This window comes from Methylobacterium sp. BE186 (assembly GCF_031457035.1).
GTDB lineage: Bacteria > Pseudomonadota > Alphaproteobacteria > Rhizobiales > Beijerinckiaceae > Methylobacterium > Methylobacterium segetis.
This window is the reverse complement of the sequence record NZ_JAVDVV010000009.1, coordinates 126,439-149,699: the sequence shown is the minus strand read 5'-3', so window position 1 is coordinate 149,699 and position 23,261 is coordinate 126,439. Positions and strand designations below refer to the sequence as shown.

The 23,261-nt window shown below is 71.8% G+C and carries 19 protein-coding genes; 8 read left to right on the top strand and 11 right to left on the bottom strand.

Features of this window, described 5'->3' with window-relative positions:
• Window positions 1–59 precede the first annotated feature (59 nt).
• From proC to J2X36_RS12350, 3 genes are all read right to left on the bottom strand, one after another.
• The gene (gene proC / locus J2X36_RS12360) at window positions 60–884 is read right to left on the bottom strand and encodes a pyrroline-5-carboxylate reductase (RefSeq protein WP_310350014.1); all 825 of its coding nucleotides are present in this window, start codon (window positions 882–884) and stop codon (window positions 60–62) included.
• A 12-nt stretch (window positions 885–896) separates the two neighbouring features.
• Complete coding sequence (locus J2X36_RS12355; protein ID WP_132251760.1) at window positions 897–1,406, bottom strand: YbjN domain-containing protein; 510 nt, start codon at window positions 1,404–1,406, stop codon at window positions 897–899.
• 334 nt (window positions 1,407–1,740) lie between these two features.
• A complete protein-coding gene (locus J2X36_RS12350) occupies window positions 1,741–2,019 on the bottom strand; it encodes an accessory factor UbiK family protein (protein WP_132251758.1) in 279 nt (92 codons plus the stop codon).
• A gap of 280 nt (window positions 2,020–2,299) precedes the next feature.
• Between J2X36_RS12350 and J2X36_RS12345 the strand changes: the two genes are divergently transcribed.
• Window positions 2,300–3,022 carry a response regulator gene (locus J2X36_RS12345; protein WP_132251756.1) on the top strand — a complete coding sequence of 241 codons (723 nt, stop codon included), beginning with the start codon at window positions 2,300–2,302 and terminating at the stop codon, window positions 3,020–3,022.
• Window positions 3,019–4,422 carry an ATP-binding protein gene (locus J2X36_RS12340; protein ID WP_310350011.1) on the top strand — a complete coding sequence of 468 codons (1,404 nt, stop codon included), beginning with the start codon at window positions 3,019–3,021 and terminating at the stop codon, window positions 4,420–4,422. The genes J2X36_RS12345 and J2X36_RS12340 overlap by 4 nt, the downstream gene beginning before the upstream one ends.
• 231 nt (window positions 4,423–4,653) lie before the next feature.
• Here J2X36_RS12340 and J2X36_RS12335 read toward each other — a convergent pair whose 3' ends face one another.
• Window positions 4,654–5,310, bottom strand: a complete 657-nt coding sequence (locus J2X36_RS12335; protein ID WP_310350009.1) for a glutathione S-transferase family protein — start codon at window positions 5,308–5,310, stop codon at window positions 4,654–4,656.
• A 319-nt stretch (window positions 5,311–5,629) separates the two neighbouring features.
• Between J2X36_RS12335 and J2X36_RS12330 the strand changes: the two genes are divergently transcribed.
• Both J2X36_RS12330 and rpsU read left to right on the top strand, forming a co-directional pair.
• A complete protein-coding gene (locus tag J2X36_RS12330; RefSeq protein ID WP_310350007.1) occupies window positions 5,630–6,844 on the top strand; it encodes a polyhydroxyalkanoate depolymerase in 1,215 nt (404 codons plus the stop codon).
• 261 nt (window positions 6,845–7,105) lie between these two features.
• Complete coding sequence (rpsU, locus tag J2X36_RS12325) at window positions 7,106–7,420, top strand: 30S ribosomal protein S21 (protein ID WP_310350005.1); 315 nt, start codon at window positions 7,106–7,108, stop codon at window positions 7,418–7,420.
• 115 nt (window positions 7,421–7,535) lie between these two features.
• Here rpsU and J2X36_RS12320 read toward each other — a convergent pair whose 3' ends face one another.
• Entirely contained in the window at window positions 7,536–7,928 is a 393-nt protein-coding gene (locus tag J2X36_RS12320) for a response regulator (RefSeq protein WP_132251746.1), read from the bottom strand.
• A 389-nt stretch (window positions 7,929–8,317) separates the two neighbouring features.
• Here J2X36_RS12320 and J2X36_RS12315 point away from each other — a divergent pair, with 389 nt between their 5' ends.
• Together J2X36_RS12315 and J2X36_RS12310 are read left to right on the top strand one after the other, a co-directional pair.
• On the top strand, window positions 8,318–9,109 hold the full coding sequence (locus J2X36_RS12315) for a class II glutamine amidotransferase (protein ID WP_310350003.1): 792 nt from the start codon (window positions 8,318–8,320) through the stop codon (window positions 9,107–9,109).
• Window positions 9,110–9,199: 90 nt separating this feature from the next.
• Window positions 9,200–10,639, top strand: a complete 1,440-nt coding sequence (locus J2X36_RS12310) for an NAD-dependent succinate-semialdehyde dehydrogenase (RefSeq protein WP_132251742.1) — start codon at window positions 9,200–9,202, stop codon at window positions 10,637–10,639.
• A 513-nt stretch (window positions 10,640–11,152) separates the two neighbouring features.
• Here the strand turns inward: J2X36_RS12310 and J2X36_RS12305 are convergent.
• Together J2X36_RS12305 and J2X36_RS12300 are read right to left on the bottom strand one after the other, a co-directional pair.
• Window positions 11,153–11,362 (bottom strand): SlyX family protein, encoded by a 210-nt coding sequence (locus J2X36_RS12305; RefSeq protein WP_310349999.1) that lies wholly within the window; start codon window positions 11,360–11,362, stop codon window positions 11,153–11,155.
• Window positions 11,359–12,132: a rhodanese-like domain-containing protein gene (locus J2X36_RS12300; protein WP_310349998.1), complete on the bottom strand. Its 774-nt coding sequence runs from the start codon at window positions 12,130–12,132 to the stop codon at window positions 11,359–11,361. Before J2X36_RS12300 ends, J2X36_RS12305 begins: the two co-directional genes overlap by 4 nt.
• 270 nt (window positions 12,133–12,402) lie before the next feature.
• Here J2X36_RS12300 and J2X36_RS12295 point away from each other — a divergent pair, with 270 nt between their 5' ends.
• Complete coding sequence (locus tag J2X36_RS12295; protein WP_310349996.1) at window positions 12,403–12,735, top strand: DUF6968 family protein; 333 nt, start codon at window positions 12,403–12,405, stop codon at window positions 12,733–12,735.
• Between the two features lie 710 nt (window positions 12,736–13,445).
• Window positions 13,446–16,313 (top strand): Calx-beta domain-containing protein, encoded by a 2,868-nt coding sequence (locus J2X36_RS12290; protein WP_310349995.1) that lies wholly within the window; start codon window positions 13,446–13,448, stop codon window positions 16,311–16,313.
• Between the two features lie 37 nt (window positions 16,314–16,350).
• Here the strand turns inward: J2X36_RS12290 and bcsN are convergent, their stop codons facing one another.
• From bcsN to J2X36_RS12270, 4 genes are read right to left on the bottom strand one after another with little or no spacing between them, the layout of a single operon-like run.
• Complete coding sequence (gene bcsN / locus J2X36_RS12285) at window positions 16,351–17,457, bottom strand: cellulose biosynthesis protein BcsN (RefSeq protein WP_310349993.1); 1,107 nt, start codon at window positions 17,455–17,457, stop codon at window positions 16,351–16,353.
• The gene (locus tag J2X36_RS12280) at window positions 17,454–19,436 is read right to left on the bottom strand and encodes a hypothetical protein (protein ID WP_310349991.1); all 1,983 of its coding nucleotides are present in this window, start codon (window positions 19,434–19,436) and stop codon (window positions 17,454–17,456) included. Before J2X36_RS12280 ends, bcsN begins: the two co-directional genes overlap by 4 nt.
• Window positions 19,421–20,575 carry a glycosyl hydrolase family 8 gene (locus tag J2X36_RS12275; protein WP_310349989.1) on the bottom strand — a complete coding sequence of 385 codons (1,155 nt, stop codon included), beginning with the start codon at window positions 20,573–20,575 and terminating at the stop codon, window positions 19,421–19,423. Before J2X36_RS12275 ends, J2X36_RS12280 begins: the two co-directional genes overlap by 16 nt.
• Window positions 20,572–23,232 carry a cellulose biosynthesis cyclic di-GMP-binding regulatory protein BcsB gene (locus J2X36_RS12270; protein ID WP_310349987.1) on the bottom strand — a complete coding sequence of 887 codons (2,661 nt, stop codon included), beginning with the start codon at window positions 23,230–23,232 and terminating at the stop codon, window positions 20,572–20,574. The genes J2X36_RS12275 and J2X36_RS12270 overlap by 4 nt, the downstream gene beginning before the upstream one ends.
• Between the last annotated feature and the right edge of the window lie 29 nt (window positions 23,233–23,261).

Here is a 23,261-nt window from a genome sequence, read left to right as displayed (position 1 = left end):
GCGCCGTTTCCCGATGGGGACCCCGGAGGAGGAAGAAAAAACGCCGCGGGGCGGCCCGCTCAGCCGGCGAGTTCGCCGGCCCGGCTCTTCGCCGCGGCGACCGCCTCCCGCAGGAGCGCGGGCATCCCGTCGGCGCGCATCAGCACCTCGAGGGCCGCCGCGGTGGTGCCGCCGGGGGAGGTCACGTTGCGCCGCAGCTCGGCCGCCTCGGTCGCCTCCGCATCGAGGAGGGCGCCCGAGCCCGAGACCGTGGCCCGGGCGAGCCGGCCCGCGATCCCGGGCGGCAGGCCCGCTGCGATGCCGGCTTCCGCCAGCGCCTCGGCCAGCAGGAAGACGTAGGCGGGGCCGGAGCCGGAGACGGCCGTCACCGCGTCGATCAGCCCCTCGTCGTCGAGCCACTCGACGAGGCCGGCGGCCCGCAGCAGGGCGTCGGCGCATTCCTGTTGGCGGGGCGTCACTTCCGGGCTCGCGGCGGCGCCGGTCGCCCCCCGCCCGATGCTGGCCGGCAGGTTCGGCATGGCGCGCACGACCGCGCGGGCGCCCGGCAGCCGTGCCTTCAGGTCGGCGATGGTCTTGCCGGCGAGGATCGAGACGACGAGCGTGTCCGGACCGACGAGGGGCCCCAGCGCGGGAGCCGCGGCCGCGAGGCCCTGCGGCTTGACCGCGAGGACGAGCGCCTCCTGCACCTGCGGCTCGGCCGGGTTGAGGGCGAGGCCGCGGGCGGCGCAGAGAGCGGCGAGTTCGGGCGAGGGTGCGGGCTCGACGACCGTGGTGCGCCGGGGATCCAGTCCGCCGGCGAGCCACCCCGCCAGCATGGCGCCCCCCATCTTGCCCGCTCCCACGAGGGTCAGGGAGGCGGGCAGGCTTGCGACCGTGTCGGGCATGGCCGAGCGACTCTACGCTTCGCCCTCGGTCTCGAACAGCACCGCGTCGAGGGCTTCCCGCGCCGGCTTGCCGGCCCAGAGCACGAACTGGAAGGCCTGGAAGTAGCGCTCGCAGGCCTCGACGGCCGATTTCAGCATCATGCCGCATTGCGGATGCGTCGGCGCGACGCCGCCGGCGAGCAGGAGCGCGTGGCGGAACATCACCACGTTGTCCGTCGACCACAGGTCGAAATGGCCGATCCAGAGCTGCTCGTTGACGAGGGAGACGAGCTTCAGCACCTCGTTGCGCCGCCGCTCCGGGACCTTGAGGTCGAAGGCGCAGGCGACGTGCAGGGCCTCCATGTCCTCGATCCAGGTGAAGGCCACGTGGTATTCCGTCCAGCGGCCCGAGACGGTGACCGACATCTCGTCCGTCTCGGCCCGGTCGAAGATCCAGTCGCGCAGGGAAGCGAGGCGCTCCACCACGTCGAGCGGGTGCTCGAGCCGGTCGTGATCTTCGGTGTCGACGTGGAGCTGGGTCATGGCGATCCGGGCTGCCGGCCCGCAGGGGCCGCAGCGACAGGGTGAGGACAAGAAACCGGAGCGACCAAGCGCGCCGCGACAAGGTGAGAGCCGAACGGACAAGGTTCAGCGCAGGGCGGCGAAAGCTTAGGCGTTCATGGTCTTCGGCGAATCAGGCGAATCAGTGCGTCCCTGACTATAGACCGCGCCGGACTCGCGTTTCAAAGCGGGCATCGCGGCCGGTGAACAGGAAAGGGCCTATCCACCGCTGCTTCCTGTGCACAAGCGCTCGCCGGTGGACAGGTTCTCGGGGCGCTCTTGCCGGCATCCTTGCCGGAGCCGCGAGGCCCCTGCGTCAGACTGACTCGGTGGTGCCCGCGCCCACCTCGGGGCCGAGCTTGGCCTCGAGCGCGGCCACGCGCGCGGCGAGCCCGTCATTCTGGGCGCGCAGGGTCGTGACGAGGTCGCGCAGCACGTCGACCTCCTCGCGCGAGGCGATGTCCATGTCGCGGATCAGCCGCTCGAACTGCGCCTTGACGACGCTCTCCGCCTCGCGGCGCACGCCCTGCGCGGCGCCGGCCGCGTCGGTCATGAGGCGGGCGAAATCGTCGAACAGGCGGTTGGGGGTCTGCATCGTCCGTCTCCCGGGATCGAGCGATGCCACAGCGCGGCACGCGCCCGTTGGCTGCGCGGATGGTCCGGCGCCGAAGCATTTCGCCGCCGCGTCGGGACATAGGAATCCGCGGACTCGGCGGCAATCGGGCACCGGCCCGCGGCGGCGCTTTCCACAGCGGGCGCAGCACCCGGGCGGCCGCGGGAAACAGCCGGTTACAATTTTGGGACCCGGACCCCGTTCCGAATGCTCGAACCGGCAAGGCATAAAGGCCGCCGAGACTGGCTAGCCGAACCGGCCGATGACGACGAATCCGACACCCCACATCCTCCTCGTCGAGGACGACCGCGAGATCAGCGCCCTCGTCGCCCGCTACCTGCGCGCCAACGAGTGCCGCGTCAGCCTCGCCGGCGACGGCCGCGAGATGGACCGCGTCCTGTCCGACGCGCGGGTCGACCTCATCGTCCTCGACCTGATGCTGCCCGGCGAGGACGGCCTCAGCCTCTGCCGGCGCTTGCGGCGCGCCTCGTCGATCCCGATCCTGATGCTGACGGCGAAATCGGAGGAGATCGACCGGATCGTCGGGCTGGAGCTCGGCGCCGACGACTACCTCGCCAAGCCCTTCAACCCGCGCGAACTCCTCGCCCGCATCCGCGCGGTCCTGCGGCGGGGCGTCTCCACCGAGGCCGCGGGCGACGACGGGGCGCGCCGCCTCCATTTCGCCGGCTGGACCCTCGACGTCTCGCTCCGCCAGGTGCTGAGCCCGGAGGGCGCGCGCATCGCCATCACGGGGGCCGAGTTCGACCTCCTCCACGCCCTCTGCCTGAGGCCGGGCCGGGTGCTCTCCCGCGACCAGCTCCTCGACCTGACGCAGGGGCGCGCCGCCGGCCCGTTCGAGCGCAGCATCGACGTGCTGATCAGCCGGATCCGCCAGAAGATCGAGCAGGATTCGCGCAATCCCGAGATCATCCGTACCATCCGGTCCGGGGGCTACCTGTTCACCCCGGAGGTGACCCGGTCATGACCGCACCGGCCCGGCTGACGCGCCTGATGGCGCGCCTGCGCCCGCGCAGCGTCGCGGGGCAGATCGCCCTCCTCGTCGTCGCGGCGATCGCCGTCGCGCATGTGGTCGCCACCCTCGCCTTCGTCCTGCTGCGCGAGCCCTGGCGGCCAGACGACCATCCCGGCGTGGCGGCCAACCGCCTCGCCACCGTCGCCCGCCTTCTCGACGCGGCCGAGCCGGGCGAGCGCGACGCGCTGCTGCGCAACGCCGCCCGCTCCCTGCCGAACCTCCGGATCGCGCCCTGGGACGGGAATGCGCCGGCCGCGGGCGCCGAGGATCTCGACGATCACCCGATCGTCGGGCGGCTGCGCGACGGGTTCGGCCGCCCCCTCGCCGTCGTCGATCTGGCACCGAAGGAGGCGCGGCGCGACGCGCTGCGGCTCGGCCTCGTCACGCCCTCGGGCGCCGTCTTCCTGGCGAGCCTGCCGGACGAGGCGCTGCGCTCGCCGCGCCAGGGCGCCATCATCTTCACCGTGGTCTTCCTCGGGCTCACCCTCGCCCTCCTCTGCGTCTGGGCGGCCCGGGCGCTGACGGCGCCGCTCGCGCGGCTCGCCGTCGCGGCGGAGGCCTTCGGCGCCCGCACCGACATCGTCGCGCTGCCCCGCCGGGGGCCGGAGGAGGTGCTGGCCGTCTCCCGCGCCCTGGAGCGGATGCGCGAGCGCGTCCGCCGCCTGATCGACGACCGCACCCAGATGCTGGCCGCGATCAGCCACGACCTGCGCACGCCGATCACCCGCCTGCGGCTGCGGGCGGAGTTCATTGAGGACGAGCACGCCCGGACGATGACGCTGCGCGACCTCGACCAGATGAACGGCCTCGTCGAGGCCGCCCTCTCCTACGTCCGCGACGGGCAGGGCGGCGAGGCCGGCCAGATGGTGCTCATCGACCTCGCCTCCGTGGTCCAGACGGTCTGCGACGGGTTCAGCGACATCGGCGCCGACGTCCGGGTCGAGAATCCCCGCCACGTCCTCGTGCGCGGCCGACCCGACGAATTGCAGCGGGCGCTGACGAACCTCGTCGAGAACGCGGTGAAGTACGGCGGCTCGGCCGTGCTGCGGATGGACAGCGGACCCCGCGGCGCCTCGGTCGAGGTCTGCGACGAGGGACCCGGCATCCCGGAGGCGGAGCGCGAGGCCATGCTCCAGCCCTTCGTGCGGGGCGACCGGGCGCGCAATCTCAACGAGGCGAGCGGCTTCGGCCTCGGCCTCTCCATCGTCCTCGCCATCGCCGAGGCGCATCGGGGCCGCCTCAGCCTCGCCAACCGGCCCGAGGGCGGCCTCTGCGCGCGGTTGGAGCTTCCCGCCGGGGCGCAGGGTGTGCCGGCCGCCCCGCCCGCCGCCCCGCCCCTCGCGGCCGAGTGAATCCGGGCCGGGCTTCGCACCGGGCCGTGCAATCCTGTTTCCCCTCGTGTCCCCCCGCCGAGGGCGACACGCCGCGAAACCGATCTGCGCCGCAAGACGCATGAGTTGCAGACTTCGCAGGGCCGGAGGTCCGGGGGCTCCGCCGGCGGCCTCGGCAGCGGCGGCGCGCAAGGCTCCGCCCTGCCCACCGATTTCCAGGCCTGAGCGGGCCGGAGATCCTCAGAGCTCCCTTCAGAACTCCATGTCGAGTTCCTCGATCTCCTCGGGCTCGTTCAGGGCGGCCTCGGTCCACTCGACCATGAGGGGCCAGGACAGGATGGTGTCGCGATAGGCGTTGACGCGAGGGGGCAACGCCACGTCGTAGGTCCGGAAGCGCGTGCAGACCGGCGCGTACATGGCGTCGGCGAGCGTGGGCGCCTCGCCGAAGAGGTAGGGACCCTCGTACTGGGTGAGGCACTCGTCGAAGATCGCCACTACCCGCTCGATGTCGCCCCGGGCGCCGTTGAAGATCTTGAAGTTCGGATGGTGCGCCTTGAGGTTCATCGGCAGCGCCGAGCGCAGGTTGATGAACCCGCCATGCATCTCGCCGGCGATGGAGAGGCAATGGGCGCGGGCGGCCACGTCCTTCGGCAGGAAGCCGGCATCCGGGTAGAGCTCGGTGAGGTACTGCGCGATGGCGAGCGTGTCCCACACCGCCACGCGGCCGTGGGACAGGCGCGGCACGAGGAAGGAGGGCGAGAGGTGCAGGAGCTCCGCCCGCGTCGAGGCGTCGGACCCCGACAGGACCTCGGTCTCGAAATCGAGGCCGGCCATGCGACAGACCAGCCAGCCGCGCAACGACCAGGACGAGTAGTTCCGGCTTGAGATCGTCAGCGTCGCCGCGCCCATCGTGTTTCCCCCTCGGAGGTATTTTTCCCTCGGGCGAACCGAATCAAGACTCGTGCCGCGCTCACGCCCGGCTCCGGATGCCCTTCGAGGGGCGGCGCGATCCGCGCGGGCCGGCCGGCTGGCATATCTCATGCAAACGCTTCGCGGTGATGCAGCGGAACAACAGCCTGCGGCTTCGTACTTTTTGCCGGTTGCGGCCAATCTGCGCCCGGCTAATCCTTAGCGCGCAATGAACATGCAGCGCACAGTGGCGTGGCTGCCCTCCTCCACGGCCGTGACGTCCCTCTCCGAGGGACGATCACGCATGAGAGCCCGCCCCATGCTGTACGATGCGTTCGAGGTGCAGGCCGACCTCGCGGAACAGACCCGCGCCTGGGGCCGCGTGCTGCACGATGCGGTCTCGCCCTGGACCCGGGCCGGCCACCGCGAGCCGGCGACGTGGTGGGCGGCCGGTGCCCGCATGATGATGCGCGCCGGCCTGACCTTCGCGCGGCCCGCCTTCGGAATCTCCGGTGTCCGGGTCGGCAACCGGGACGTTCCGGTGATCGAGGAGCCGGTCGCGGCCACGCCCTTCGGCACGCTGCTGCGCTTCCGCAAGGACATCGACGCGCCCCAGCCGAAGGTGCTGGTGGTGGCCCCGCTCTCCGGCCACTTCGCGACCCTCCTCAGGGGCACCGTGCGCACCCTGCTGCCGGACCACGACGTCTACATCACGGACTGGCACAACGCCCGGGACGTGCCCGTCTCGGCCGGCCGCTTCGGCTTCGACGATTACGTGGACCACCTCGTCCAGTTCCTGGAGACGATGGGCGAGGGTTCGCACATCGTGGCCGTCTGCCAGCCCGCGGTGCAGGCGCTCGCCGCCGCCGCCGTGATGGCACAGGCCAAGAACGCGGCCGCGCCCCGCTCGATGACCCTGATGGCCGGCCCGGTCGATTGCCGGATCAGCCCCACGGCCGTGAACCAGCTCGCCATCTCGAAGCCGATCGACTGGTTCGAGAAGAACCTGATCTCGACCGTGCCGCGCCGCCACAAGGGCGCGGGCCGCCGGGTCTATCCCGGCTTCGTGCAGGTCTCGGCCTTCGTGTCGATGAACGCCAAGCGCCACATGCAGGGCCACGCGGACCTGTTCTGGCACCTCGCCAACGGCGAGGCCGACAAGGCGCAGGCGATCGAGACCTTCTACGACGAGTATTTCGCGGTGCTCGACCTCGCGGCCGAATTCTACCTCGAGACCGTGCAGATGGTCTTCCAGGACTACACCCTCGCCAAGAACGAGCTCACCTACCGGGGCACGCCGATCGACATGCGCGCCATCCGGCGCACGGCGCTGATGACGGTCGAGGGCGAGCGCGACGATATCTGCGCGGTCGGCCAGACCATGGCCGCCCACGACCTCTGCACCGGCCTCGCGCCCCACATGAAGAGCCATCACCTCCAGGCCGGCGTCGGCCATTACGGGGTCTTCTCGGGCCGGAAATGGGAGGCCCAGACCTACCCGCTGGTGCGCAACTTCATCCAGTCGCACAGCTGAGCGGGCCTCTGTGGCAGCGCTGCCGCGCCGGCCGGGCAGCGCGCCGCCATCCGCACCGGACGCCGCCTGCCCGGTTGGAAGTCGCGGACGCTTCGTGTATGGGATCGGGTCAGGTGTGAATTTACGCGCCGATTCGAGTCCGTTCGATCGACGTCCCTCCCGGGTGCCACCCGGGACAGGGGCGTTTGTCGGTTTCTCAGCGAGACCGGAACCTCGACGTCGGCGCCGCCCGAAAACAGATGCTCTAGAGGATCAAGACCGTTGCAGGTACTCGTTCGCGACAACAACGTCGATCAGGCGCTCCGCGTTCTCAAGAAGAAGATGCAGCGTGAAGGCATCTTCCGCGAGATGAAGCAGCGCAAGGCCTACGAGAAGCCCTCCGTGCGCAAGGCACGGGAGAAGGCCGAGGCCGTCCGCCGCGCGCGCAAGCAGGCGCGCAAGACCGCGATCCGCGAGGGCCTGATCGCGGCCCCGAAGCCGAAGCCCCGCTTCGGTGCCGGCGGCCCGCGCCGCCCGGGTCTGCCCTCCACGAGCGCCGCTCCGCAGCAGCAGAGCCCGGGCGCCGCGACCGCCTGATCTCCGGCCCGGGCCGTCACGGCGGCCCGACCGGACCCATCTCCCGAACCCATCTCCCGACGAGGCCCGGCCGCCCTGCGGCGCGGGCCTTTTCGTTGGGCCGCCCGCCGTCCGGTCAGGCCGCCCGTGCGGCGTCGGTCGCCCGCTCGGCCTGGACCAGCACGTCGAGGGCCCGCCACGGCTTCTGCATGAACACGGCGCCGGACGGCAGGCGGGCGTTGCGGCCCTCGTCGTAGCCCGAGGTGACGATGACGCGGACCTCCGGCCAGCGGCTCTCGACCGTGCGGGCGAGCGAGATCCCGTCCATGCGGCCCGGCAGGCGCACGTCGGCGAAGAGCAGGGCGACGGTGAGGTCCGACCGCTCCAGCACGGAGATCGCCGCCTCCGCGCTCTCGCAGGCGATGACGTCGAGATCGGTCTCCTCCAGGACGGCGGCGGCGAGATCGCGCACGGCCGTATCGTCCTCCACCACGAGGGCGACGGGGCATGGGGGCAGAGCTTGGCCCATGAAGCCTCCTCTTCTCAGGTTGTTGTGATGCCTCGGGACACGCGCAGGCCACGACTGGGCTGCTGATTCCCATCCGCCCATGCTGCGCCGACCTCGATCAACGGGCAAGAGTCGGGATTATTTCCGTCGCAATGTCCAATTTTACACGGAGCGCGGGCGGCACGCGCCGAAGCCTCTCGGATGCCATCCCCGCGCCCTGCTGCGGCCCCCGTTGCGCGCGAGCCTCACCGGGCTCGATGCTGCGGTGCATTAACGATCTGTTCACCGCAACGGACTGAATGTTACGGTTGTGTGAACGTGGGGGCCGAAACGGAACGGCGCTTGCTTGGCTGTCCGCGAGCCCGGACCGGGAGCCCGTCCCACGCGTTCGTCAGGGGGTGTTCGTCGCCATGTGCCGCTTCCTCGCCTATAGCGGTGAACCGGAATTCCTGTCCGACTTGGTCTGCGCGCCGACGCATTCGCTCGTGCACCAGTCGCTGCACGCGGCCGAGGCGAAGACCGAGACGAACGGCGACGGCTTCGGCATCGGCTGGTACGGCGAGCGGCCCGAGCCCGGCCTCTACCGCGACGTCTCCCCGGCCTGGTCCGACGAGAACCTCGTGAATCTCTGCCGCCAGGTGCGAGCGAGGACCTTCTTCGCCCATGTCCGCGCCGCCACCGGCACCGTCACCAGCCGGGCGAACTGCCATCCCTTCGTGCACGGCCGGCACATGTTCATGCATAACGGGCAGATCGGCGGCTACCACCGCATCAAGCGGCGGCTGGAGGCCCTGATCCCCGACGCGCTCTACGACGGGCGCCGGGGCACCACGGATTCCGAGGCGATCTTCCTCCTGGCGCTCGCCAACGGCCTGGAGGACGACCCGATCGGCGCCATGGCCGAGACGCTCATGACGGTGCGCGGCCTGATGCGCGGCGCCGGCATCGGCGAGCCCCTGCGCTTCACCGCGCTCCTGACCGACGGCGAGTGGCTCACCGCCTATCGCTGGGCCTGCGACGGGCGCCCGCCGAGCCTCTACTATCGCCAGAGCGAGACCGGCCTCGTCGTCGTCTCCGAGCCCATCGACGGAAGCCGCGAGGGCTGGCGCGTGGTGCCGAAGGGCGGGACGCTCCGGGCCCGGCGCGGCGAGATCACCCTCGCCGAGGGGCCGGAGGCGCTCCCGGAGATGATCGCCGCCTGAGGCTCCGCTCTCCGGAGGCTTGGCCCCCTCGGACCGGACGCCTAAAAGACCCCTGCCGGCAGGCTGGCCGGCCGAGCAGGGTGGGTCGCCATGGGCGGTTACGCGGACGTCGAACTCCACATCGCGGGGCGCTGGCGGGGCGGATCGGGGGACGAGCGGCGGCCCGTCCTGAACCCTGCGACCGGCGAGACGCTGGGCCAGCACGCCGTGGCGAGCCGGGCCGACCTCGACGAGGCGCTCGAGGCGGCCGAGCGGGGCTTCGCGGCGTGGCGCAAGGTGGCGCCGATCGAGCGCGCCAAGGTCCTGCGGCGCGCCGCCGACCTCCTGCGGGAGCGGGCCGAGGACATCGCCCGCACCATGACGCTGGAGCAGGGCAAGCCGCTGGCCGAGGCCCGCCTCGAGACGCAGGTCGCCGCCGACGTCACCGACTGGTTCGCGGAAGAGGGCAAGCGCACCTACGGCCGGGTGATCCCGGCCCGCCAGGAGGGCGTGATGCAGCTCGTCCTGCGCGAGCCGATCGGCCCTGTCGCCTGCTTCACGCCCTGGAACTTCCCGCTCAACCAGGCCGTGCGCAAGATCGCGGCGGCTCTGTGCACCGGCTGCTCGGTGATCCTGAAGGGCCCCGAGGACACGCCGGCCTCCTGCGCCGCGCTCGTCCGGGCCTATCTCGATGCCGGGGTGCCGGGCGACGCGCTCTCCCTCGTCTACGGGGACCCAGCCGCGATCTCCGCCTACCTGATCCCGCACCCCGTCATCCGGAAGATCTCGTTCACGGGCTCGACGGCGGTGGGCAAGGAACTCGCCGCGCTCGCCGGCCGCCACATGAAGCGGGTGACGATGGAGCTCGGCGGCCACGCCCCGGCGATCGTGTTCGAGGATGCCGACGTCGAGAAGGCGGTCTCGGTGCTCGGCACCAACAAGTTCCGCAATGCGGGCCAGGTCTGCGTGGCGCCGACCCGCTTCCTCGTCCACGAGAGCGTGTTCGACCGCTTCCTCGACGGGTTCACGGCCTTCGCCGAGGGGCTGACGGTCGGCGACGGGCTCGCCCCCGAGACGCGGATGGGGCCGCTGATCCACGGCCGCCGCCTCGAGGCGATGGAGAGCCTCGTCGCCGACGCCACGGCGCAGGGGGCAACGCTCCGCACGGGCGGCAAGCGCATCGGCAACCGCGGCAATTTCTTCGAGCCGACCGTGCTGACCGACGTGCCGCTCTCGGCGCGCCTGATGAACGAGGAGCCGTTCGGCCCGGTGGCCGCCGTGCAGCGTTTCTCGGACGACGAGGCGGCGTTGCAGGAAGCGAACCGCCTGCCCTACGGGCTCGCGGCCTACGCCTACACCCGCTCGGCCGCGCGCGCCGCCAAGGTCGCCGCGCGGATCGAGAGCGGCATGCTCGGCATCAACCATCACGGCCTCGCGGTGCCCGAGACCCCCTTCGGGGGCGTGAAGGATTCGGGCTACGGCAGCGAGGGCGGCGCCGAGGCCCTGGAGGGCTACCTCGTCACGAAGTTCGTGACCCAGGCGGGCGCCTGAGATCCGGCCGGCGGACGCGCGCAGGCCTCATCGTCGCCCCGGAGCATCGCGCCGGGAACGTCGGGATCGAGGAAGGGGACGCGGGACGCCGCGGGACCCGAGATTGGTGTTGCGCTGCGGATGCCGATCCCCCGGCGTCCCACGGCCTCTCGCCCTCGCGGGCCTTGAGGCCGTCTTCGCGTCGCGGTTCTTGCTACACGCGCGTCGACTCCGGCTTCGGGCCGCGTATGTCGGCGGACCCCGATCGGACCTCTGTCGCCGCACCGGGCCTCGTAGTGGTGCCCGGCACCGGTTCCCTCAGGGCCGCCGGCCGGGCGTGAGCCCGAACCGCCGACCCTGCGTCGCGAGCGTGCCCGGGACGATGGCGACCGAAACCACCGGCGCGGGACCGCCCTGCCGCCCAGGCCCGCCCGGTCGGCCACCGGGAAGGCCCCCTGCTCGGCGGCGGCAGATGCGGGATTGAAAGCAGACTTTAGGAATTCTGTCAAGAACAAATCGCGTACGCAGATCCGTTCAGTAATGCGGCGGGGGCGGCTCGGGGGTGCGGGGATCGGTGCGCCCGGCCGCCTCCTCGACGTGCTCGGTGAGCACGGCGACCTGCCGCGTCAGCCGGTCGATGATCCGCCACTGCTCGGTGATCGTGCGGTTCAGATCCTCGATCGCCTGGTCCTGCTCGGTGAGGCGTATCTCCAGCCGGTCGATGCGGGCGCCGTCGTCGCTCATCGTTTGGCCTCCGCGAAGGATCCCAGCGCCTCGGCCGGGTGGTCGCCGTGTTCCTCGAGGCCGTGGCCGAGGGCGATGCGGCCGTCGAAGACGAAGCAATCCCCCCGCCAGCGGCTCTCGGCCTCGGGCACGGTCTCGAGGTATCTCAGGATGCCGCCCTGGAGGAGATGGACGTTCCGGAAGCCCCGCGCCCTCAGGTAGGCGCCGGCCTTCTCGCAGCGGATGCCGCCGGTGCAGAACAGGGCGATCTCGGGCTCCTCCGCGGGGTCGAGCCCGTCGGCATAGGCGCGGAAATCGGCAAAGCGGGTCAGGCCCGGATCCTCCGCGCCGGGAAAGGTGCCGAGCGCCACCTCGAACCGGTTGCGGGTGTCGACGAGGCGCAGGCCCGGGCGGTCGAGGAGCGCGTTCCAATCCTCCGGCGCGACGGGGGCGCCGACGTCGCCGGTCGGGTCGGTGGCGCCGGCATCGAAGGTGACGATCTCAGGCTTCAGCTTCACCTTCATGCGCCGGAAGGGCGGGCTGTCCGCCCGCGACAGCTTGCATTCGAGCCCGTCGAGCCTCCCGCCGAGGAGCGGGCCGGCGCGCAACTCGCTCAGGAAGGCGTCGATGGCGGCCGCCTCACCCGCGACCGTGCCGTTGATCCCCTCGCGGGCGAGGAGCAGCGTGCCGGTGAGCGCCAGGGACTCGCAGAGCGCCTGGAGCGGCGCGACGAGGGCATCGGCATCGGGGAGCGGCGTGAACCGGTAGAGGGCGGCGACGGTGTGGGGCATCGCGAGGGGGTTTAGCAGGGGATGGCGCGGGAGGACACGGGCAGGAGGACACGGGCAGGAGGGCACGGGCGAGCGAGGCGCGCCGCGCCCCCTCCCCGTTCGGGAGAGGGCTGGGATGAGGGGTGCGCGTCATCCGGAGAGGTCGCACCCCTCACCCGGTCCGCGTCCCGCGGACTCGACCTCTCCCGAACGGGAGAGGTGGAGGGCGGCCTGCCGTTGGGCCATTCTCGACCGAGACGTCGGATCCCGATTTCGAAGAGGAGCGCACCGATGCTCATTGCCACCCGGATCCTGCGCCTGCTCGGGCCCGTCTCGACCGAGGACGTGGCGGTGCGCCTCTACCAGCCGGAATTGGAGGATGGCGGCTGGATCTGCCGCTACGCCATCGGCTGGCCGGACGGCACGCACCACGGCTTTGCGGGCGGCGTCGACGCGGTCCAGGCGCTGAACCTCGCGCTCCAGCGGGTCGGGTTCGCGCTTCACCGGAGCCCGCACCATGCCGAGGGCCGCCTCGTCTGGGAGAAGCCCGGCGACGGATACGGATTTCCGGTGCCGCCGAGCGCGCGGGATCTGCTGGTCGGCGCGGATCGGGTTTTCGAGTGAGATGCTGGTTCGGAAGGCTGCTCGCAGGTGGTGCAACCTCACGCTTGCGGCCGCTTTCGGTCTTTCTCGGCCCTTCGGAAGGTCTGCTTGTCGGCAATCTGATCAGCTCGAAACGACCGAGCTTGGCCGAAGGCGGAACAGCGGCTTCCGGGTATCAGGCCCCGCAAAGCGGACATCGCGTTTCGGTAGGCGTTGCAGCGCGTCTGTCCTTCATGCCGTCGGCAGCACCTCCGTTCGTGGTTCGCATCGCCGCCCCCCGACAGGCCAGAGGCTTCGTACGTTTCCGATCGTTCGCGCATGCCGGGACGCGCATGGATGCCCACCGTAAATATTCCCCGTCACGCGATAGTATTGCAAGTGGTGCCGGCATTATGAAGCGCCGAAGAAATCGGATGCGCAGATACAACGTCTTGTTGGGCGAAGCCCTCGGATTATGATATACTTCGTATGATCGCGGTATTTGCCGTCTTGAGAATTCTCATTACGACAAAGATACGTACTTTATGCCGAGGATCGCCGCGGCTCTCATCTGTTTTCGATGCCTGCTGTCGTCCCGGCTCGACCGTACTCGCGCAAGCTGATCGGCTCAGAACACCTGAGAAGACCGCAAACCATCAAAATTCCGTCAAATTACGCCTGGACTTCGACGCCCGACCCGTTGAAAGGCGCCGGCCATCGACGGGTTTGCTCTCATAGCGAAGGGTGGGGCTATGACGTACGGCGTGGATTTCAGCGTCAGCAGCAGCTGGAACGCGGGTTTCATCGGTTCAGTCTCGGTGAAGAATACTGCGCCGACCGGGACGAATGGCTGGCTCGTCGAGTTCGATGCACCCTTCGAGATCACGAACCTCTGGAACGGGGTCATCGTCAGCCATGTCGGCACCCGCTACGTGGTCCGCGACGCCGGCTGGAACAGCACGATCGCGCCGAACGGATCGGTGAGTTTCGGCTTCCAGGCCGCCTCCCAGGGCACCGCGCCTCCGCCGACAGGCTTCGTCGTGAACGGCGAGGCGGTGGGGACGGGTGCCCCGGCGCCGCCCCCCACCGTCACGATCGGTGACATCTCCATCGCCGAGGGCAACACGGGCACGGCGCCCGCGAGCTTCAAGGTCTCGCTCAGCGCGGCCTCGAAGGAGCCGATCACCGTCGCGTATTCGAGCGCCGACGGGACGGCGACGGCCGGGGCGGACTACACGGCAACGAGCGGCACGCTCACCTTCGCCCCCGGCGAGACCAGCAAGACGATCAGCGTGCCGGTGATCGGCGACACGGTGCTGGAGGGCAACGAGACCTTCCGGATCAACCTGTCGGGCGCGACGAAGGCGACGATCGCGAAGGCGGCCGGCATCGCCACCATCGTCAACGACGACGCCGCGCCGCCGCCGATGCCCTCGATCGGCGTGTCCGACATCACCCTGAGGGAGGGGACGGGCGGGACCACCAACGCCGTCTTCACGCTCACCCTGTCGGCTGCGAGCACCGCCAGCGTCACGGTGGGCTACCAGACGCAGGACGGAACCGCGCTCGCGGGCTCGGACTACGCGGCGACCTCCGGGAGGCTCACCTTCGCGCCCGGCGAGACCGTCAAGACGGTCGTGGTCCCGGTGACGGGCGACGCGCTGAGCGAGGGAAGCGAGGCCTTCAGGCTCAACCTGCTGCAGCCGACCGGGGCGACCCTCGCGAGGGCGCAGGCCACCGCCACCATCACGGACGATGACGCGCCCCGGCCGACGCTCAGCGTCGCCGACATCTCCATCGTCGAGGGCAACCCGGTGGTCACCTCGACGGGCGGCACCGGCCTCGGCAGCGGCTACTTCCACACGCAGGGCAGCCAGATCCTCGACGCGGCCGGCCACACCGTGAAGATCGCCGGCGTGAACTGGTTCGGCATGGAATCGGGCCGCTACGCCCCGGACGGGCTGAACGTCCGCAATTACAAGGATATGATGCAGCAGATGGTGGACCTCGGGTTCAACACCATCCGGCTACCCTTCTCCGACCAGCTCTTCGACGCGGCGAGCACGCCGAACGGCATCGACTACGGAAAGAACCCGGATCTGGCGGGCCTGTCCGGCCTGCAGATCATGGACAAGATCGTGAGCGCCGCCGGCCAGCTCGGCCTGAAGATCATCCTCGACCACCACCGCTCCAGCGCCGGGGCCGGCGCCTCCGAGAACGGCCTGTGGTACAACGGCACCTACAGCGAGCAGAACTGGATCAGCAACTGGAGCATGCTGGCGAAGCACTTCGCCGGCAACAGCACCGTCATCGGCGCCGACCTGCACAACGAGCCCTACAACGGCACCTGGGGCGGAGGCGGGGCCGCCGACTGGGCGGCGGCGGCCGAGCGGGCCGGCAACGCCGTCCTCGCCGCAAACCCGAACTGGCTGATCTTCGTCGAGGGCGTCGCCTCCTACCAGAACAATTTCTACTGGTGGGGCGGCAACCTGATGGGGGTCAAGGACCGTCCCATCCAGCTCAGCAGCCCGGGCCACCTCGTCTACTCGGCGCACGATTACCCGAACTCGATCTACGGGCAGCCCTGGTTCAACGATCCGAGCTTCCCAAACAACCTGCCGGCGAAGTTCGACCAGATGTGGGGCTACATCGCCCGCGAGAACATCGCCCCCGTCTATCTCGGCGAGTTCGGAAGCAAGCTCACCGATCCGAAGGACGTCGCCTGGCTGTCGAAGCTCCAATCCTACTTGTCGGGCGACTGGGACGCCAACGGCACACGCGACATCGCGGCCGGCCAGCAGGGGGTGAGCTGGACTTGGTGGTCGTGGAACCCGAATTCCGGCGATACCGGGGGCATACTCAAGGACGACTGGACCAGCGTGCAGACCGACAAGGTGTCGAGCCTGCAGCCGCTGATGTTCCACTTCAGCGGCGACGGCGGGACGACGACCGTCGACGGGACGACGAGCGCGACCTTCACGGTGAGCTTGTCGGCGGCGGCCGCGACGGCGGTCAGCGTCGACTACACGACTCTGCCCGGCACGGCAGACGCGAGCGACTTCACGGCGACCAAGGGCACGCTCACCTTCGCGCCGGGCGAGACCACCAAGACCGTCACGGTCATGGTGAAGGGCGACGCGGCCGCCGAGGCGAACGAGACCTTCCAGTTCGCCCTCTCGGCGCCGAGCAACGCGGATCTCGGCCACGGCACCGCCACCGCCACGATCGTCAACGACGACGGCGGCGTGAGCACGCCGGCCATTCCCCCCTCCACGGGCACGCCGTCGACAGGCACGCCGTCGACGGGCACCCCGCCGGCGGCCGGTGCGCCGACGCTCCTGCCCAAGACCACGGTGGTCAACGACTGGGGCACCGGCGTCGTCACCAGCACCGCGCTCAAGAACACCGGCACGGCCGCGCTCGACGACTGGACGATCAAGCTGAAGACGCCGCTGGAGATCACCAATATCTGGAACGCCGAGATCGTGAGCCACACGAACGGCGAGTACGTGATCCACAGCGCGACCTGGAACCATCACCTCGATCCCGGTCAGGAGATCAGCTTCGGCTTCCAGGCCGCCGGTCACGCGACCGCCGGCTCGTTCGACTGGGTGATCTGAGGCCCTGCGGACCGCTGGCGGCGGGCGTGCGCCGCCGCTACCAGCCGAAGGGCGGGGGCACCGGCCCGCGATAGGCCTGGGCCGGGACGTCGGCCGAGAGGCGCTCCGGCTGCGGTGCGCGGACCGGAACCGGCGGCGGAGGCGCCGCGGTCTCGCCCGCCCGGCGGTCGGCGGGGGCCGTCGCCACGCGCTCGCTGAGGAAGCGCGGCTGATCGAGGGAGGCGCCCCCCTGGCCGCTCGGCCGCGGCACGGCGAAGCTCTGGCCGACCTCTCCCGCCGCAGCGCCGGCCTGGGGCCGCGCCGCCTCGCCGGAGAGGTATTGCGGAGGCCGCTGCGGCGCGGCCGTGACGAGGGTCCGGCTGCTGTTGATGGCGACCGGCGCGGGCGCCGGCAGCGGCGGGATCGCCGCCGGGGCTGGGACCGGGGCCGGGGCAGGCTCCTGCGGCTCGGCTGCCCGCACGATCCGTCGGCGGGGACGCGGGGACCAGGGGGCCGGCTCCTGACCGGAACCCGTCCGGATGGACAGGCGCTCGAGGTCGGCGAGGAGCGCCTCCGGGGTCGTCGGGCCGCGCTGGCAATGCTCGACGCGCAGGGACGCGGCAACCTCGCCGCCGGTCCAGTCGAGCCCGCGATCCTGGCCGCGCAGGTTGTCGATCCATTGCCAGGCATAGGCGCAGCGGGCGCTCAGGGCGACGCCGAACTGACCGTAGCGATTGCGGATCGGCCGCCGGACGATGCGGTAGCTCCCCTCGGAGGCGAGCTGCGCGAGTTCCCCGGCGATCCCGGCGCGGGTGGGCTTGTCCATGGGCAGGCCGCCGCGCCCGCCGGTCCGGAGCATGATCTCGATCCGGCTCCGGGAGTTCGGGCCTTCGAGGGAGATCCGCTGCCGGCGGCCGTTGGCGTAGGTGGTCTCGTCGACGTTCGTGACCGCGCCGCTGCGCGGCAGCGACACCAGCGGGCCGCTCTTCGCGGGCGGGCGCGTGTCGAGCGCGCTGAAGAACCCGTCCGGCATCGCGCGGCCCGCGCTCTGCCGGCCCTGGGTCGCGGTGCAGGCCGGCAGCGCGAGGCAGAGGAGGGCCAACGAGAGGCCCATCCGGGTCAGGCGCCGGGCCCGGGCGGCGGGGGAGCGGAGGTCGGTCATCATGGTCCCAGGGAGCGGGTGTCCGGCCGCGCGCCGGCGGGGTTGACGTCGAAGGCGCCGAACCGGTCGGCCTCGCCTCGGGAGGCCGGACGCTGCGCGCCCGCCCGGGGCTCGGCGGCCGCCTCGGCCTGGGCCAGGGTGCCGACGGGCGGGGAGCCGCTGCCGATCTGGAAGCTCGGCCGGTCGGTGCCGTTCCAGCCCGGGAGGAGCGTGTAGCCGTAGCGCTCGTAGGGCATCGACGCGACACCGACGACGCGCCGCGCCACGAGCGGCGGCTGCGCGGGACGGGTCAGGCGCAGGTACTCGCCGTCGCGGGCGGGATCGGGCGCGATCGAGCCGCCGGCGAAGTGGAGCGGGTTCTCGGCCGCTACGGCGACGGGGAAGTCGGTCCGCTTGACCGCCACCGGCTGGACGGCGGCCGCGCGCCCGGCGCTCGGCTTGGGCACCCGCGTCGGCGCCGCCGCGCTCGCGACCTGGATGACGGGCGCGGCGGCGGCGCGCGCGGAGCAGGGTGTCGGGTCGCCGGTCTGCACGTCGGCGGGAAAGACCTGCTCGACGACCTTCGGGAAGAGGCCGTCGTAGCGGTTCAGGACCTCCAGGTACTCGCGGGTGCGCTTCAGGCGCGCGAGGGTCAGCGCGTAGCCGAGGATCACGGGCTCGCGCGGCATCCAGGCCGCCGCGCGCTCGAACCACTCGAGCGCGGTCTCGTACTGGCAGGAATTGTAGGCGTACCAGCCGAGCGCCTGAGCGCCCTCGCCGGAGGAGGCCGCCAGCACGACCTTGGCGAAGCGGTCGGTCCGGTGCGGCTCCAGGGGCACCGCCGGCGCCTGGGTCAGGCGCCGCTCCATCAGGTCGATGTACAGGATGGTGTTCTCGAGGGAGGGACCGCGCCAAGCGAACGCCACCTCCTCGGCCTCGCGCTCCTGGCCCATCTCGGTCAGGCTGAGGGCGAGCCCGTGCGCCACCGTGGCGTCGCCGCCGCGGGCGATCGCGGCCTTGAACCAGTCCAGCGCCTCGCGGAACTGGCGGCGCCGGTGGGCGTACCAGCCGAGCATGCTGATCTGGCCGGCGTCGCCGAGCCTGCGCGCGCTCTCGCCGAAGGCCGCAAGCTCGGCGGGCTGGACGCGCACCTCGGCCTCGCCGTGCAGGAAGGCGGCGATGCGGGAGCGGGTGATGTCGCTCTGGATCGGCTTGAACTCGCTCGACCCGTCCGCCGCCGCGCGCCCGAGCGCCAGCAGCGTCTCGACCTGGGCCATCGGCAGGTTGGCCATCGCCTTCTGGATGGTCGCGAGGCGCAGGGCGGTCTCGCTCTGGCGCTCCAGGATGCCGCGGTAGACGCTCGCCGCCGCGGCGGTCTGGCCGATACGCGCGTAGGCCTCGGCGACGTACCACGCGATGTCGATGTCGGGCGCCTGCATGGCGTCCGGGTCGGCACCGATGCGGGCGACGATCTCGGCCCAGGCCCCGCTCTGCGCGGCCGCCTTGACCTCGCTGCGGAAGGTGCCGCGGCCGAGCTTGCGCGCGAGCTCCTCGGAGGGCTGCCAATCGGGGTCCAGCGCACGGCGCGCGGCGATCGAGGCGCGCAGGTCGTCGAAGCGCCCGGCCGTGAAGAGATCCCAGAGCGGCGCCTCCTCGGGCGGGCTCGGCTTCACGGTGTCGAGGTCCGTCGGCACAATCCAGTTCGGGTACCGGCGCTGCAGGCGCCGGATCTCGGCCTGGACGCGCTGGGTCTGGCCGTTCGCCGCGTAGTAGCGCAGGGCGCTCTCGTCGACGATCTCCGTCTGGAGCGGCGTCGCGGGCGTCGTCTCGAGGATGACCGGCGCGCGCCGCTCGGAGGGCTGCAGCACCACGGAGGTGCCGGGCCGCGCCGGAAGGGACTGCGCCGCGACCGGCCCGGCGCAGCCGAGGCTCGCCCCGAGCAGGATCAGCAGCGTCGCGCCGCCGCGCCGCGGCTGGGAGGCCAGCTCTAACGCCCAAGGCATGTCTTGAACCTCGTCTGCACCGCGACGAGCGCGAGAAGATGCAGCGTCGCCGGGTAGTAATTCTCGGTCTTGGCCGGGGCCGTGAAGTTCGCCGGCAGGGCCTCGCCGGACACGGCGCAGGCTTCGAGCGCGGAGAGGGCCTCGTAGCCGGGCTCCTGCATCCACTCGACCGTCTGGCCGTCCGCGGTGTCGACGACGGGCAGGCCCGTGCGCTCGCGCGCCGCCCAGGCCTGCGAGAAGGGGGCGTGGATGCGATGGTCGGTGATGCCCGCCCAGGCGAGGTAGAGCGGGATCCGGATGCTGTTGTAGGAGAAGACGGCCGGGAAGCCCGCGGCCGGCTTCGGCGCCGGGTCGCGCATCGAGATCCACTCGGTCGGCAGCTTGGAGGGGCCGAACTGCGCCTTGGCCAGGAGTTCGAGCCCGCTGCGGGTCACGGCGGCCCAGTCGATCTCCCCCGCCACGGTCGCGAGGCGCGGGAAGGCGGGGAAGATCCAGTAGGACAGGTTCGCGACCGGCCCGTCGGCGCGGTCCTCGGCCGAGAAGCCGGACATGCCGGGCAACAGCGGCTGGCTCGGGGCCCTGAAGAGGATCGTGCGCCGGCCGATATCGACGGCCATGCGCCGCGCCGCGACGCGGTAGCCCATGTCCGACCAGGCGTCCGCGGCCTCGACCAGGGCCCAGGCGACGAGGATATCGCCGTCCGTGGCGTTGTTGATGTCGGCGACGCCGGGGCGTTTGTCCGGCTCCCAGCGCCAGGCGAGCAGCGAGTCGTCGCGCACCATCAGGTTGGCGCGCGTCCAGTTCCAGATCCGCTGGAACGCGTCGCGGTCGCCGGCCGCCACGGCGAGCAGCATCCCGTAGCCCTGGCCCTCGCTGTGGCTGATCTGGCCGTTGCCCGTGTCGACGACCCGGCCCTGGTCGGTGACGAAGCGCGCCTTGTAGGCGAGCCAGGCCGAGGTGTTGCCGAGGGCATTGAAGAGCGGCGAGACGCTCTCGGGCGCGTTCCGGTTCTCGGCCGCCGGCTCGCCGCGGCGCGCCTCGGCGGGGGCCGCGTCGCGCGGGGGCGGGGCGGGTTCGGCGATGGCCTGCGCGCCGAGGAGGCCGAAGGCGAGCGAGAGGCAGAATCGGGTCCGGCTCACGAGGGCTCTCCCGGGTTCGTGTCGCGGGCGGGGCCGTCCGGACCGCGCCCGCCGGCACTCGTGCGCCCGACACTGCGAAGCATCGCGTTCGTGCTCAGGCCGAGCGCGATCGCGGCGGCGAACAGCGCGAGGACGTAGATCGAGGGGTTCATCGACAGCCAGCCCGCGAAGACCAGGCGCAGATTGGCGAGGTTGCGCGGCTCGGTCTCGAGCAGGCGGGAGCGCTTCGCCTCGTAGGTGCTGATCGCGCCGTCGTTGGCGTCCAGGGTCGCGATGCGGCCCTGCAATCTGCTCCACAGGACCGGGCTGCTGAGGCAGGTCACCGAGGCCTGGAGGAGGGCGGCATTCGGCGCCGTGAAGACGGTCACGACGGAGCCGAGGCCCTCGCCGTCGACGCCTTGGCCGACGACGAGCGACGCGCGCGAGCCGATCTCCACGGGCGGGTCCTTCATCTGCCCCTTGATCCAGGCCGCGGCGTCCTGGAGCGAGGCCTGCGCGGCGTCCCCGATCTGACCCGCCATCGCCGAGACCTGATCGGTGAGCGAGGGAGCGGTCCGCAGCGTGGCGTCCCAGGCGGTCGCGATGTCGGCGGCCTCGTTGCGGGTCCGGGACCCTGCGGGGCGCGGGCGCTGCGTGGCGAGGGCCGCGACGCGCGCGTGGGCGGCGGGCAGCGCGCAGGCCGGCGGCACGTTGTTCTGCAGCCGCTCGAGGCTCATCCCCTCGGTCTGTCCGGGCGAGCCGGCGAGCTTCGCGGCCTCCTGCCCGGGCGGGACCGGGGCGGGCTCCGCGCGGCTCTGCCAGATCTGCCGGAGCTGGTCGGGCTCCAGGCCGATGATGCGCAGGAGGGCCGGGTCGAGGGCGCGGGCAGGCGCCACCACGACGGCCGGGGCATCGCGGTCGGCGGGGCGCTCGGCGCTCAGGGAGAAGTCGATGACGCGGTCGGCCGCGATGGCCATCTGGACCGCGATCGTCGTGGCCGCGCCCATCGTGTCGCGGTCAGGGGTCGGCACGACGAGCCGGGGCCGCTTGGAGGACCGGGCATAGGGCAGGCCGCTGCTCGCGGTCGCGGCGAGATCCGGCACGCGCAGAGCTCTCGCCAGGGGCGGCACCTTCAGGGTGCTGGTGTTGAGCAACAGGAAGCGCTTCTGCTCGTCGCTCGGGTTGGCGGTGTCGCAGGTGCGGTCGGCCTCGGTCGCCAGGAGCGCCTTCACGTCGACGTGGTTGCGGCCGGGGCGCCAAAGATCGAGCGGCAGCGCGATCGGCTCGCCGCGCAGGCGCTCCCCGGCCGTGTTCGGCAGCGGGACGCTGGCGGCGTTGCGGCCGTTGATGTCCACCATGATCTGCGCGCCGACCTCGAGGCCGGGGGCGTAACCGCCCTCCAGCGCCAGCTCGATGCGCGCGTAGTCCGCCGGTACGAAATCGGCCGGCAGCGTCAGGTCGAAGCCGGAGCGGAACAGGCGGCCGCTGAACTCGCGGTTCTGCAGGCCGAACGTGTCGAGCCGGATGGTGTCGCCGCCGCGCACCGGCACGCCCTTGGCGATGGCCAGCACGCGCAGCCCCTGCGGGCTGCCGACGGGGGCGTCGAGGCCCTCGCGGCGCTTGAGGGCGGCCACGCCCGCGTCGAGGTCGTCCCCGTCCGCGCCGGTGATGACGAGCGTCGCGGCGCGTCCCTCCTTGGCCGGGTGGAAGCTCAGGGGCGCGCCGCCGACGGCGCTGCCCATGTCGAGGTCGGGCACCGCCCGCAGCTCGTCCGCCGTCCCGACGACGAGGTTGATGCCGGCCGGACCCGTCAGGAACGGCCCGTACTCGACGACGACCTGCGAGAAGCGCCCGACGAGGGCGAGCTGCTGGACCGCCCGGATGATGCGCTCGAAGCCGGCGGGGGCGGGACGTCCCGGCAGCACGACGCGGATCGGGACGATGCCCTGGCCGTTGGGCGGGATGGCCGGCAGGTCGCGCAGGCTCGCCACGGCCCCGGTCCCGGGCGGCAGGATGAAGCCGGTCCACGAGGGATCGATCTGGGTCCACAGCTCGAAGGTCGCCGGCAGCGAGCAATCCACCCGGTGGCGCTGGACACCACCGAGGCGGACCGCGTTGTAGCCGGGCTTCAGGACGCCCTCGGGCACATCGAACTCGATCAGCTTCACGGCGCCCGGGGCGTTGATCTGGGCGCGCCCGATCACCGTGTCGTTGACGGTCGCGGTGATGAACGAGGATTCGGGCATGACCGAGATGGCGGCGAGATAGCCGATCCGGAAGCGCGCCCGCTCGCGAACCTGCGCCTCGGTCAGGAAGACCGACCATTGCAGGCTGCTCTCCTCGCCGACGAGGCGGAGGTTCTCGCCGATGCTGGGCAGCGGCCGCTGCGGGATCGGCGCCGCCGGCTGCACGGCGGCGACCTCGGCGCGCGCCGGCCGCTCCCGCAGCGTGGCCGCGACCGGGCCCGCGACCGGGATCGGGGCGGGGACGGGAGCGGGCCGCGCGGAGGCGTCCTGCTCCGGAGGCACCACGAGGCCCTTCGGGGCCGTGCGGCCGAGGAAGCTCTGCGCATCGGCCTGCCCCACCGGGACGAGGGCGAGTCCGGCGGCAAGAAGGGCGAGGGGCGCTCCGAGGACCCGCTGCCGGGACCGGCCGGCCGTGAAGCGAAGCAGGGGCATGTCGACCGTCAGCCGTCGCGGGAGGAGGG

Coding starts and splice junctions, on each gene's coding strand:
- J2X36_RS12320 (WP_132251746.1), bottom strand. CDS start 7,928: ATGGGCCAAGCTCTGCCCCCATGCCCCGTCGCCCTCGTGGTGGAGGAC.
- J2X36_RS12295 (WP_310349996.1), top strand. CDS start 12,403: ATGCTCATTGCCACCCGGATCCTGCGCCTGCTCGGGCCCGTCTCGACC.
- J2X36_RS12355 (WP_132251760.1), bottom strand. CDS start 1,406: ATGACCCAGCTCCACGTCGACACCGAAGATCACGACCGGCTCGAGCAC.
- J2X36_RS12270 (WP_310349987.1), bottom strand. CDS start 23,232: ATGCCCCTGCTTCGCTTCACGGCCGGCCGGTCCCGGCAGCGGGTCCTC.
- J2X36_RS12345 (WP_132251756.1), top strand. CDS start 2,300: ATGACGACGAATCCGACACCCCACATCCTCCTCGTCGAGGACGACCGC.
- J2X36_RS12330 (WP_310350007.1), top strand. CDS start 5,630: ATGCTGTACGATGCGTTCGAGGTGCAGGCCGACCTCGCGGAACAGACC.
- proC (WP_310350014.1), bottom strand. CDS start 884: ATGCCCGACACGGTCGCAAGCCTGCCCGCCTCCCTGACCCTCGTGGGA.
- J2X36_RS12290 (WP_310349995.1), top strand. CDS start 13,446: ATGACGTACGGCGTGGATTTCAGCGTCAGCAGCAGCTGGAACGCGGGT.
- J2X36_RS12310 (WP_132251742.1), top strand. CDS start 9,200: ATGGGCGGTTACGCGGACGTCGAACTCCACATCGCGGGGCGCTGGCGG.
- J2X36_RS12300 (WP_310349998.1), bottom strand. CDS start 12,132: ATGCCCCACACCGTCGCCGCCCTCTACCGGTTCACGCCGCTCCCCGAT.
- bcsN (WP_310349993.1), bottom strand. CDS start 17,457: ATGATGACCGACCTCCGCTCCCCCGCCGCCCGGGCCCGGCGCCTGACC.
- J2X36_RS12305 (WP_310349999.1), bottom strand. CDS start 11,362: ATGAGCGACGACGGCGCCCGCATCGACCGGCTGGAGATACGCCTCACC.
- J2X36_RS12350 (WP_132251758.1), bottom strand. CDS start 2,019: ATGCAGACCCCCAACCGCCTGTTCGACGATTTCGCCCGCCTCATGACC.
- J2X36_RS12280 (WP_310349991.1), bottom strand. CDS start 19,436: ATGCCTTGGGCGTTAGAGCTGGCCTCCCAGCCGCGGCGCGGCGGCGCG.
- J2X36_RS12340 (WP_310350011.1), top strand. CDS start 3,019: ATGACCGCACCGGCCCGGCTGACGCGCCTGATGGCGCGCCTGCGCCCG.
- J2X36_RS12335 (WP_310350009.1), bottom strand. CDS start 5,310: ATGGGCGCGGCGACGCTGACGATCTCAAGCCGGAACTACTCGTCCTGG.
- J2X36_RS12315 (WP_310350003.1), top strand. CDS start 8,318: ATGTGCCGCTTCCTCGCCTATAGCGGTGAACCGGAATTCCTGTCCGAC.